Origin of the sequence: Mycobacterium sp., from assembly GCF_035633495.1 — a bacterium.
Lineage (GTDB): Bacteria > Actinomycetota > Actinomycetes > Mycobacteriales > Mycobacteriaceae > Mycobacterium.
In genome coordinates this window covers 23,797-35,326 of record NZ_DASQEU010000101.1, presented here as the reverse complement: position 1 = coordinate 35,326, position 11,530 = coordinate 23,797, and the positions used below count along the sequence as shown (strand labels likewise).

The following is an 11,530-nucleotide window of genomic DNA, read 5'->3' as shown; positions in this document are numbered from 1 at the left end:
CGATCCGAACAAAGACGGTACGGTACGGGACAGGACTGCGCAACCGCTGTCAACGAACCTCCCCGCTGGCCGTCTGGACGGGGTCTATGGTGGGCGGCGTGACCTCAGATTCCGCCTGCGATGCCGCGTCACCGACGCCGCGTTGGACCGCGCGGGAGTGCGAGTTCTTGGCGGTGACGCTGCGACTGTTGCAGGAGCACGGATACGACCGGTTGACCTTGGAAGCAGTGGCAGCTGAAGCCAAGGCCAGCAAGGCCACCATGTACCGCCGCTGGCCGTCGAAGGCGGAATTGGTGATAGCGGCGTTCATCGAGGGGACTCAGGTGTCAGCGGTCGCGCCGCGCACCGGTTCGCTGCGCAGCGATCTGCTGGAAATCGGTGCTCAGGTGTGCAAACAGGCGGACGAGCACGCCAGTACCATGCGGGCCGTGTTGACCGAGATGTCACGTATCCCCGAGTTGAGTGCGGCGATGCAGGACGAGTTCGTCCATCAACGCAAGTCGTTGATGACCCAGGTGCTCACCGAAGCAGCCGACCGCGGGGAGATCGACGCCGCGGTGATCAGCGGCGAGGTCTGGGACGTGTTACCGGGCTATCTGGTGTTCCGTCATCTGATGCCCGGACGGCCGCCGACCGCCGAGACGGTGCGTGCGTTGGTGGACGAGGTGCTGATGCCCAGCCTCACTCGAGGTAGGCCGTCTGGTTGACCAGCCGCACCGACGAGCCCCCGTCCGGATAGAACTCGGCGATGGACAGCGCGGCCAGGTCGAGGTGCAGGCGATACAAGATGCCCGGACCCGCGTCGAGCGCCAACCGCAGGATCGACTTGATCGGCGTGACGTGCGATACCACCAGAACGGCTGCCTCGCCGTGTTCGGCGATGATCCTGGTCCGCGCCCGACGCACCCGTTGGGCCACGGCGTCGAAGCTTTCCCCGCCGCTGGGCGGTGCCACGCTGGTGTCGCGCAGCCATTGACCGTGCAGACCCGGATCCCGTTGCGCCGCTTCACTGAACGTCAGGCCCTCCCAATCGCCGAAGTCCGTCTCGATCAGGTCGTCGTCGACGGTGACGTCGAGACCTAGGGCCTTCGCCGCGGCCGTCGCGGTGTCATACGCCCGCTGCAGGGGTGACGAGACCACTGCCGCGATCCCGCCTCGTTGCCCGAGGTGGCGGGCCGCGGCATCGGCCTGGCGCCGCCCGAGTTCGGTCAGCGGCGGGTTCCCCCGTCCCGAGTACCGGCGCGCCACGGACAACTCGGTCTGCCCGTGGCGCAGCAGCAGGAACCGGGTCGGAGCACCGCGGGCGCCGGTCCAGCCAGCCGGCGAAACCGCTTCTGCCGCTTTGGCCTCCGGCGCGGTGGCGGCGACCCCACGATCTGCCAACTCCTCCGCCGCCGCGTCCATGGCCTCGTTGGCCAACCCATCGGCATGTGCGTTCTTGGCTCGCGGGATCCACTTATAGGTGATGTCGTCGAATGCGCGTGCCAACTCCAACGCGCGCTGCCGCAACGGGATCAGATCGGGATGCCTGACGCGCCAGCGGCCCGACATCTGCTCCACGACGAGCTTCGAATCCAATTGTGCGACGACGTCGGTGGCGCCCATCTCGGCCGCCTCCTGCAACCCCGCGATCAGACCGCGATACTCCGCGACGTTGTTGGTGGCGCGTCCAATCGACGCCTTGCTCTCGGCGAGTACGCGTTCGCGGCCGGCGGACCAGACGACGGCTCCGTAACCGGCGGGTCCCGGATTGCCGCGCGACCCGCCGTCGGCCTCCACGATGACCTTCATTCGCTGAAGTCCCTGACGCGCACCAGGATTGCAGAGCACTCGGGGCAATGCAGCACCTCGTCCTCGGGCGCGGCCGCGATGCGGGCCAACTCTCCGCGGTCGATCTCGATGCGGCAGGCACCGCACCGTCGGCCTTGCAGCCGGCCCGCTCCGGCGCCGCCGCCTGCCCGCTGACGCTCGTAGAGGGCCACCAGGGCGGCGTCCAGCGAGCCGGACAACTCGTCGCGGCGGGACACCGCCTGGTGCCGAGACTGGTCGATGAGCACCAGCGCCTCGTCGCGTGCCGCCCTGACTTCCGCGAGTTCGCCTTGCAGGTCGTCGATTCGGTTCAGCTGCACTGCCTGATCGTTCTGCAGGGACTCGCGGCGCTCCATGATCTCGAGCAGTGAATCCTCGAGGCTGCCTTGACGTCGCTGCAGCGTCTCCAACTCGTGCTGCAGCTCGCCGACGTGCCTGGCGTCGACCGTGCCACCGTCGAGCAGCGCACGGTCACGATCCTCGCGCTTGCGCACCGAGTCGATCTCGCTCTCGAACTTCGCGATCTGGCCCTCGAGGTCCTCGAGTGCGATCCCCAGAGCCGCGAGTGCGTCGTTCGCCTCGCGGTGGGAGGCCTGGACGGCATCGAGCCGCTGCTGCTCGTCGAGGTGTTTGGCGCGATGCTCCAGTCGGCTCAAATCAGCATCGATCGTGGCCAGTTCGAGCACCGAACGTTGTTGTAGTTCTCCGGCTTTCATGAGCTCTTCGCGTCCTTCTCTATGTTCCATGGGTCCGTTCGGACCGGGCTGATGCGCACCTCGAGCGCATCGTCGAAGTTCGTTCGCAGCAGTGCGGCCACTTGATGGCACCAGGGGTACTCACTCGCCCAATGCGCGACGTCGACGAGCGCGACGGTCGAAGCGCGCAGATGCTCGTCGGCCCGATGATGCCTGAGATCCGCGGTGAGGTAGACGTCGACGCCCGCGGCCGCCACGGTGTCGAGAAGCGAATCACCTGCTCCCCCGCAAACCGCGACCCGTGACACCAGCGCGTCTGGATCGCCTGCGGCCCGCACTCCCCACGAGGTCGCGGGGAGCCGGTGCTTCACTCGAGAAACGAAGGCCGACAGACTTTCCGGACTCGGAAGCGCACAGATGCGACCGATGCCCACGTCTGATGGCAACGGTGCGAGCGCCAGTACGTCGAAGGCTGGCTCCTCGTACGGGTGCGCACCGCGCATCGCACGGAGAACCGCGCGACGCAGCCGCGCGGGCGCGATGACCTCGATGCGGTCCTCGGCCACGTGCTCGACCTCACCGACCGTACCGATGGCTGGGGATGCGCCCTCGTGCGGCAAGAACTGCCCCGTGCCCGCCACGGTCCAACTGCATTGGGAGTAGTCGCCGATCTCGCCCGCACCGGCATCGAACATCGCCTCGCGCACGGCCGCTCCGTTCGAGGCGGGGACGTAGACCACCCACTTGTCCAACCGGATGCCGTCGGATATTGGCGAGAGGACGTCCTCGACGATGAGTCCGAGCGTCTCGGCGAGCGCGTCCGACACCCCCGGGCATGCCGAGTCGGCGTTGGTGTGGGCAGTGAACAGTGCACTGCCACCGCGGATCAGCCGGTGCAGAATGGCACCCTTCGCCGAGTTCGCCGCCACCGTGTCGACGCCGCGCAGGAGCAGCGGGTGGTGCGCGAGGAGCAGTCCCCGGTCCGGCATCTCGGCGATCACGGCGGACGTCGCGTCGACTGCGATCGTCACGGACTCGACCCTGTCCGACGGGTCACCACAGACCAGACCGACGGAGTCCCAATCCGCCGCCAGGGCGGGCGGGTACGCACGCTCCAGCACCTCGATGACGTCGGACAAACGCGCGCTCACAGCGGCACCCATCCCGACCCGAGCCGCTCTACCAGCCACGATGCCGGATCTGCGGCCCTTACGTGGACCGCGAAGTCCTGCGCATCCGACGACCGGGAAAGACTGCCCACAACAAGACAGTAGACAATGGAACGGTGAGCCCCCAGCTAGTCATATTCGACCTCGACGGCACGCTCACCGATTCTGCCGCGGGGATCGTCGCGAGCTTCCGGCACGCCCTCGGTGAGATCGGCGCCCCGGTGCCCGATGGCGACCTCGCGGGCCTCGTCGTCGGACCTCCGATGCATCACACGCTGACGTCGATGGGGCTCGGCGACCGGGCACACGAGGCATTCACCGCCTACCGGGCCGACTACACCACCAGGGGCTGGGCGATGAACAGCCTGTTCGACGGAATCCCCGAATTGTTGGCCGATCTTCGTGCCTCGGGTGTGCGCCTGGCGGTCGCCACGTCGAAGAACGAACCGACGGCCCAGCGGATCATCGAGCACTTCGGCATCGATGGCCACTTCGAGGTGATCGCTGGTGTCAGTCCCGACGGGGCCCGCTCTTCCAAGGCCGACGTGGTAGCACACGCGCTGGCTCAACTGGGCCCGCTGCCGGAGCGGGTGCTCATGGTCGGTGACCGCTCCCACGACGTCGACGGTGCCGCGGCGCACGGCATCGACACGGTGGTCGTCGAATGGGGTTACGGCGCTTCGGACTTCGATGGTCCCGACTCGATAAGCGCCTACTTGCACGTGGCGACGATCGACGATCTCCGGGAGGTGCTCGGTGTCTAGCAAGCTGCACGTGACCTTCGTCTGCTCGGGGAACATCTGCCGGTCTCCGATGGCGGAGAAGATGTTCGCCCACCAGATCGCAGGGCGCGGTCTGGCCGACGTGGTGCGGGTGAGCAGTGCGGGCACCGGCAGTTGGCACGTGGGTGATCCCACCCACGAACGCACCGGCCACGTGCTGCGAGAGCGCGGTTATCCGACGTGGCACCGCGCCGCGCAGGTCGACGACGATCACATGGCAGCCGACATGGTCATCGCCATGGGCCGCAACCACGTACGCATCCTGCGGGATCTCGGGGTGCCGCCGACACGGATCCGCATGATGCGCTCGTTCTATCCGCGGTCGGCCGCCCATCCCTTGGACGTCGAGGACCCGTACTACGGGTCGATGGAGGACTACGAGGAGACCTTCGAAGTCATTGAAGCGTCGCTGCCCGGCCTGCACGAGTGGGTCGACGAACGACTCGCGGAACGTGGGGTGGCCAGCTGATGCGCCGGTTCGCGTTCATGTTCAAACCGCAGTGGCTGGCGCTCTACGTGGTCGCGATTGCGTTCGCCTACCTGTGCTTCACCGTGCTGGCGCCGTGGCAGCTCGGCAAGAACACGACGACGTCGCGCGAGAACACCCAGATCTCCGAGTCACTGTCCGAGGCGCCAGTACCTGTGACGACCTTTCTGCCGCAACAGGATTCATCGGCGCCCGGCGAGCAATGGCGCCAAGTCACCGCCACCGGCCGATACCAGCCCGACGCACAAGTGCTCGCGCGACTGCGCGTAATCGACGGCGACCCGGCGTACGAGGTGCTGCTGCCGTTCCACGTCGACGGCGGCCCCACCGTGCTCGTCGACCGCGGCTTCGTCAAGCCCGAGCGGGGCACGGAGGTGCCCGATTTCGCCCCACCACCCACGGGCACCGTGACGATCACCGCACGGCTGCGCGATTCCGAACTCGTCGCCGCCGGCAAGGACCCGTTCCGGGAGGACGGGGTCCAGCAGGTGTACTCGATCAACACCGGCCAGGTCGCCCAGGTGACGGGTGTGCCGCTGGCGGGGTCATACCTCCAGCTCGTCGACGGTCAGCCCGGCGGTCTCGGCGTCATCGGCCTGCCCCACCTCGACGCGGGCCCCTTCCTGTCCTACGGCATCCAGTGGATGGCGTTCGGGATCATCGCGCCGATCGGCGTGGGGTATTTCGTCTTCGCCGAGGTCAAACAGCGCCGCCGGGAGAAGGCTCAGACCGATTCGCGGGCCGCGTCGACCGCGCCGCTCAGCGCGGAGCAGAAGCTCGCCGACCGCTACGGCAGACGGCCGTGACGAGCACGGCGGTGACGGCAGCCCCCGCCTGAACGGCGCGTGAGAGCCGTACCGACCGGGCGATGTCGGCCAACTCCGGAGCACGACCCTCCCCCAGCGTCGGCCGAATCTCGAGCCGATGGGCGTACTGCGTGGCGCCGCCCAGCCGAACACCCAGCGCACCGGCGAACGCCGCCTCCACCACGCCGGCGTTGGGGCTGGGATGCCGGGCCGCGTCTCGGCGCCAGGCCGCCAGGGCCGCGCGCGGCGAGCCTCCGACCGCCGGGGCACACGCCGCAACCAGGATCCCCGTCGCGCGGGCCGGCAGGTAGTTTGCGACGTCGTCGAATCGTGCTGCCGCCCAGCCGAATCGCGCGTAGCGCGGTGACCGGTGACCGATCATCGCGTCCAAGGTGTTGGCCCCCCGGTAGATCAGCAACCCGGTCACCCCGCCGAACGCACCCCACCACAGTGGCGCGACCTGGGCGTCCGAGGTGTTCTCGGCGACCGACTCGACGGTGGCTCGAGCGATGCCCGCCTCGTCCAGTGACGCGGGATCGCGCCCGCACAGGGACGGCACCAGCGCGCGTGCCCCCTCGACGTCGCCGTGCTCCAGCCGGGAAGCCATCTCGGCACCCGTGCGCGACAGAGACGTCCCACCCAGCACGACGAACGTGACGACGGCGGTCACCGCCGCGGTCCAGCCAGGGCCGCGTCGAGCGGCCGCGGAGTCGGCCACGGCGCCGAGCGCGGCGAGCCCACCGAACAGCACGCCCGTGTGCGCCACGCCGGCCGCTCGAACGTCCGAGTAGGTCAGCCGTTCCAGGGCCGACGCGGCGGTACCGAACGCCGCCACCGGATGCCCACGGCGCGGATCGGCCAGCAGCAGGTCGGCGAGACAACCCGCCGCAAGACCGACCGCCCGACCGCGGCTCGAGGACTCGAACACTCCGGCAGCGTCTCACGAGCACCGCAGCCGGCCCCACGGAGGAGGAAGCAGTGCCACTCGCCCTCATCAGCTGGCCCGATGAATGCGTGTAGGTGAGGGTCTCGGCGGGTACTCAGCCTCGTCAGGTTCGGGGCAATCTCGAGCAGGACGTTCTGAATGGTTGCCCTAGACCCAGGCGACGGATGGACATGGCCCGTCTGCCGGCCCAGGACAACATGGATCGTTGTTCGCGAGGGAGAGGCAGATGAGCACCGAAGCCGGTGGGCCGGATCCGATCGATGGCTCGGGGCTGTCCGCAGATCGGCGGGAGATCTATGAAGCCGTCCGCGAAATCGCAGAGCAGCGCGCGGTCATCGAGCAAGCCAAGGGCATGCTCATGTTCATCTACGGCATCGACGCCGATGCGGCATTCGACCTGTTGCGCTGGCAATCCCAGCAGCACAACGTGAAGCTCCGCCTCATTGCCGAACAGATCGCCAAGGACATGGCCGAACTCGCCAAGACGACTCCACAACGGAGCCGCATCACCAACGACAGACTTCTGCTCACCGCGCACCAGCGGATCGCTCGCGGCACGGCAACGCAACGGCCAATCCAAGACCCGTGCATAGCCTTGCGATGAGGGGGGCGCGGAGGGGATCGAACTCACGACCGCTGGTGTGTAAAACCAGGCCTGACCGTCCAGCGCGTATGACAGCGTGCTGTTACGTCTCGAAAAGTCCAGTTCAGGGTCTGGTCGGCGTCCAGTCCGTTCCCGCAGCGTCGGCCCCCTGACCCCCACACTGCCGGTGTGAGACCGGATGTGCCGGTCTGTGTTCGCGCGTCTAGCGCGACGAATCGTCAATGTCGGCAGGCTGTTCCGATGTCTATGTGTCCATGGGGTATTTGCGGGTGATGGAGAGTCTTAGGACACCGCTAGGACACGGCGAACGGACGTTGGTCTTATGGGCAAAGCCATTTGCCCGCTATCGGTTAGGGCGCGGCCAGCGTGTCGTGGAGGTCGGCGCACAGCAGAACCACCGAGTGGGCGTCCGCCCGGTAGGTGGCGGCCCGGACCGGTGGTGCGCTCTCGAGATCGGCGATGTCGTCGGGGGGTTCGAGGGCGGTATCCACGACACGGCGCCACGGCAGGGCCGGGCTGGCGACCGGGGGGAGCTCGAAGTCGAGGGGATGCTCATAGCTGTTGAGGATCGCGTGCACCATCCGCGTCCCGATCACGCTCCGCACGGTGAGTGCCAGCGTGTGAGAGTCTTTCGACCAGTCGGGCTGATGCAGTCGAACGCCGTGGAATTCCACCAGCGAACGCGCCAGGAACTCCCTCAGCGGCAGCCCGTGCATGACTTGCGTCATGTCCAACTCGAGGCGTACGTCGACCAGTTCCCGTACGAAGCGGCGGATGTCGGCGTACTGATCCGTCCGTGACCAGTCGAACCAGCTGATTTCGTTGTCCTGGCAGTAGGGGTTGTTGTTGCCCCGCTGGGTGCGGCGGACCTCGTCGCCCATGCCGATCATCGGCACGCCCATCGCGATCAAGGTGATGGCGAGCAGGTTCTTCACCAAACGGGTGCGCATGGCCTCGATCGTGGGGTCTTCGGAAGGCCCTTCGACGCCGCAGTTGGTGGAGTAGCTGTCGTCCGTGCCGTCCTGGTTGTCGGAGAGGTTGGCCTCGTTGTGCTTGTGCGCGTAGCAGACGAGGTCGTTGAGGGTGAATCCGTCGTGACAGGCGACGAAGTTGATGCTGTGCTCGACCTCGGCGGGCCGACCGCCGAACAGGTCTTGGCTGGCGAGCAGGCGATTGGGCAGCAGCGCCACGGTGCCGCGGTCACCGCGGGCGAACCGGCGGATGTCGTCACGGAACTTCCCGTTCCACTCGCGCCAACGGTCACCGACGAACGACCCCAGCTGATACAGGCCTGCGGCGTCCCAGGCCTCGGCGATCAGCTTGGTGCCGGCCAGGACGGGGTCGCTCTCGATCTCCCACAGGACCGGCGGGTCGGCCATCGGAGAGCCAGCGGTGCCCCGCGCCATGGCCGAGGCGAGGTCGAAGCGGAAGCCGTCCACGTGCATCTGGTCCACCCAGTGATGCAGCGCGTCGACGGTCATGCGACGCACCACGGAGTGGTTCGCGTTGATGGTGTTGCCGCATCCGGTGTAGTCCAGGTACGTCGCCTGGTCCGCCGGGTCGAGCAGGTAGTAAGCCCGGTTGTCGAGCCCACGCCAGCAGAACGTGGGTCCCGCGGCGCCGCCCTCGGCGGTGTGGTTGAAGACCACATCCAGAATCACCTCGATACCGGCTCGGTGGAGCTCCTTGACCATGGTGCGGAACTCGTCCAAGGCACCGAGGGGCTCGCGGGTGGAGGCGTAGGCCGCGTGCGGGGCAAAGAAGGTGACCGGGCTGTAGCCCCAGTAGTTGACCAGCCCCGGTGGCGCGTCCTGAGGGTCGAACGCCTGTACGGGCATGAGCTCCACCGCAGTGACCCCCAGGGAGCGCAGGTAGGGGATCTTGGCCACCAGGCCGGCGTAGGTGCCGGCGAGGTGCCGGTCCACCCCGCTGTTGGGATGGGCGGTGAACCCCCGGACATGAAGTTCGTAGATGACAGTGCGCGCGAAGGGCCGCGCAAGAGGGACGTCGCCTTCCCAGTCGTATACCGAGAGATCGGCGACCACACTCTTCATCGCCGTGCGCGGATCCCGCCCAGACCGCGTGCCGGCCATCCGGTCATAGCCGGTCGGCACCGTCACCACGACGCCGTAGGGATCCAGCAGCAACGCCGACGCATCGTGCCGCAGGCCCGCAGCCGGATCGAAGTCGCCGTTGGCGCGCCACACATAGACCTGTCCCGGCTCCACTTCGGGCACCAGCACATGCCAGAAGTACGACGTCTTGTTCCGGACGGGGTCCAGCGGGATCGTTCGGGACGGCCGCGCGTCATCGACATCGTCGAAGAGCAGCAGGTCGAGCTGTGCCGCCGTGCGCGACCACACCGAGAAGTTGGTGCCGCCGTCGACCCGATGGGCACCCTGCGGAGAGGGACGACCCGAGGCCACGCTCTGACCGAGGTCCATGCCTTTCATTGTGAGCCGAGTGCGGCTCGAAGATCGGCGTTGGGCTGATCTGAAGCCTTGCCGAGCGCATGATCATGGAACGTGCCGCGGTCGCCCGGCTCGCGGTCGACCGCTTTGTCGGAGGTGCACAATGGCCGACCGACGCCCGCTCGGCGTCCAGGACGCGCTGTGGCTGGAAATGGACCGGCCCAACAACCTCATGGTTGTCGACTCGGTGATCTGGACGGCCGAACCGCTCGACTGGAGCCGGGTCCGCCAGGTCACCGAGGAACGCCTCAGCACCCGCTACCCCGTGTTCCGCAGCCTGGCGGTCAAGGACCGCGACCGCTCGTGGTGGTGGGAGCTCGACGACGATTTCGACTTCGGGGCGCACGTCACGGTCGTCGACCTGAAGGACCCCGACGACGCCCGTGAACTGCAGGCGCTCGTGGCGAGCCACCGCACCGAGATGCTCGACCGTGGCCGGCCCTTGTGGCAGGCCATCTGGGTGAACCGTTACCGGGGCGGCAGCGCCGTGATCCTGCGGACACACCACGCCATCGCCGACGGCATGCGGATGGTCGAGCTGGCGATGAGCCTGTTCGACGCGGCGCCCGAGGGCGGTCCCATCCTGGGCCCTGGCGTCGAGCAGCATTCGGCCCGGCCCCACCCGCCGGGGCAGCCGATGACTCGCCGGGCGCGGTCGGGAGCCGCCAAGGTAGCGGAGGCGACGCAGGGCGCGGTGTCGTTCATCGGTGAGACGCTGAGCGACCCGTTCGGACGGGTCACGGACGTCGCGGGTGAGGTGGTCGAGGTCGCGGGCGAGCTGCCCCGGATGATCGGTCGCGCAGCCGACTTCGGTCGACTGGCGCTGCGGAACCCGGTCGGGGCAGGACACACGATCATCACATCGGCGTTGGCGACGGCCTCGGATGTCGCGGGCTCAGTGGGCTCGACTGTGCGGGCCGCGGTGCCGGGGGGCGGGCCGCTGGTCGATATGTTCTCCGCCGCGCCTGGTGACGTGGACACCATCCGCAAGCTGCTGCTGGGCACCCGTAACGATTCGACGCTCTGGACGGGTACGGCCGGCCACGATAAGGGCGTGGCGTGGTCCGAGCCGGTCTCGCTGGCCGAGGTGAAGGCGGTGGCAAGGGCGTACGGCTGCACGGTCAACGACGTGCTGGTGACGAGCGTGGCCGGGACGTTGCGTGACTACCTCGAGGCCCACGACGCCCGCTGCTCGTCGGTGGCCTTCATGGTTCCTGTGAACCTGAAGCCGATCGACCTGTCGCTGCCCGACAGCCTCGGCAATGAGTTCGCCCTCGTGCAGCTCGAACTGCCGACGGATCAGTCTGACGCCCGCCAGGTTCTTGCCGTGGTCAAGCGCCGGATGGACCGGATCAAACACGGCCACGAGGCGGGCGTGGCGTTCCGCCTGCAGGAGGCCATCGCAGGGTTGAACCGCGGTTTGTACGAGGCGTCGGTGGACCTGTTCACCAACCGGACACTGGGGACGCTCACGAATGTGCCAGGTCCCCCGATGCCGGTGTATCTGGCGGGTAGCAAGGTGGAAGCGATGGCCGGCTGGGCACCCGTATCAGGCAACCAGCCGATGAGTTTCACGATCTACAGCTACGACGGCAAGGTCACCGTGGGCATCGCCTGCGACAAGGATCTGGTGCCCGACCACGAGACGGTGGTCGACGGATTCGCCGCGGCCTTCGACCGGTTACTCGCAGCCACCCCTGGCGTCACCCGCTGAACGCCCTCGGCGGCCGACCCGAAACAGGCGCGCTCCGGTCGCGCCGG

Annotated in this window: 10 protein-coding genes and 1 pseudogene; 6 read left to right on the top strand and 5 right to left on the bottom strand. The window is 67.8% G+C overall.

Going from position 1 to position 11,530, the window contains the following annotated elements:
- The first annotated feature begins 86 nt into the window (after positions 1 to 86).
- Positions 87 to 707 (top strand): TetR/AcrR family transcriptional regulator, encoded by a 621-nt coding sequence (locus VET27_RS15715; protein WP_526519701.1) that lies wholly within the window; start codon positions 87 to 89, stop codon positions 705 to 707.
- On the opposite strand, the gene VET27_RS15710 is transcribed toward VET27_RS15715, so the two are convergent.
- From VET27_RS15710 to VET27_RS15700, 3 genes are read right to left on the bottom strand one after another with little or no spacing between them, the layout of a single operon-like run.
- Positions 682 to 1,791, bottom strand: a complete 1,110-nt coding sequence (locus VET27_RS15710) for a bifunctional RNase H/acid phosphatase (protein WP_526519699.1) — start codon at positions 1,789 to 1,791, stop codon at positions 682 to 684. The two genes, VET27_RS15715 and VET27_RS15710, sit on opposite strands and share 26 nt — an antisense overlap.
- Positions 1,788 to 2,525, bottom strand: a complete 738-nt coding sequence (locus VET27_RS15705) for a zinc ribbon domain-containing protein (protein ID WP_526519697.1) — start codon at positions 2,523 to 2,525, stop codon at positions 1,788 to 1,790. The genes VET27_RS15710 and VET27_RS15705 overlap by 4 nt, the downstream gene beginning before the upstream one ends.
- Positions 2,522 to 3,655, bottom strand: a complete 1,134-nt coding sequence (locus VET27_RS15700) for a Nif3-like dinuclear metal center hexameric protein (protein ID WP_526519695.1) — start codon at positions 3,653 to 3,655, stop codon at positions 2,522 to 2,524. The genes VET27_RS15705 and VET27_RS15700 overlap by 4 nt, the downstream gene beginning before the upstream one ends.
- Before the next feature lie 134 nt (positions 3,656 to 3,789).
- On the opposite strand from VET27_RS15700, the gene VET27_RS15695 reads away from it, so the two are divergent.
- From VET27_RS15695 to VET27_RS15685, 3 genes are read left to right on the top strand one after another with little or no spacing between them, the layout of a single operon-like run.
- Positions 3,790 to 4,437, top strand: a complete 648-nt coding sequence (locus tag VET27_RS15695; protein ID WP_526519693.1) for an HAD-IA family hydrolase — start codon at positions 3,790 to 3,792, stop codon at positions 4,435 to 4,437.
- Positions 4,430 to 4,924 carry a low molecular weight protein-tyrosine-phosphatase gene (locus VET27_RS15690; protein WP_526519691.1) on the top strand — a complete coding sequence of 165 codons (495 nt, stop codon included), beginning with the start codon at positions 4,430 to 4,432 and terminating at the stop codon, positions 4,922 to 4,924. Before VET27_RS15695 ends, VET27_RS15690 begins: the two co-directional genes overlap by 8 nt.
- Positions 4,924 to 5,748 carry an SURF1 family cytochrome oxidase biogenesis protein gene (locus tag VET27_RS15685; protein WP_526519689.1) on the top strand — a complete coding sequence of 275 codons (825 nt, stop codon included), beginning with the start codon at positions 4,924 to 4,926 and terminating at the stop codon, positions 5,746 to 5,748. The genes VET27_RS15690 and VET27_RS15685 overlap by 1 nt, the downstream gene beginning before the upstream one ends.
- On the opposite strand, the gene VET27_RS15680 is transcribed toward VET27_RS15685, so the two are convergent.
- Complete coding sequence (locus VET27_RS15680; protein ID WP_526519687.1) at positions 5,702 to 6,676, bottom strand: cobalamin biosynthesis protein; 975 nt, start codon at positions 6,674 to 6,676, stop codon at positions 5,702 to 5,704. The genes VET27_RS15685 and VET27_RS15680 overlap by 47 nt on opposite strands.
- 319 nt (positions 6,677 to 6,995) lie before the next feature.
- On the opposite strand from VET27_RS15680, the pseudogene VET27_RS15675 reads away from it, so the two are divergent.
- Positions 6,996 to 7,298 (top strand): annotated as a pseudogene (locus tag VET27_RS15675) (ANTAR domain-containing protein); the annotation flags it as partial.
- A gap of 350 nt (positions 7,299 to 7,648) precedes the next feature.
- On the opposite strand, the gene glgX reads toward VET27_RS15675, so the two are convergent.
- Complete coding sequence (gene glgX, locus VET27_RS15670) at positions 7,649 to 9,742, bottom strand: glycogen debranching protein GlgX (RefSeq protein ID WP_526519685.1); 2,094 nt, start codon at positions 9,740 to 9,742, stop codon at positions 7,649 to 7,651.
- 130 nt (positions 9,743 to 9,872) lie between these two features.
- Between glgX and VET27_RS15665 the strand changes: the two genes are divergently transcribed.
- Positions 9,873 to 11,483 (top strand): WS/DGAT domain-containing protein, encoded by a 1,611-nt coding sequence (locus VET27_RS15665; protein WP_526519683.1) that lies wholly within the window; start codon positions 9,873 to 9,875, stop codon positions 11,481 to 11,483.
- Positions 11,484 to 11,530 lie beyond the last annotated feature (47 nt).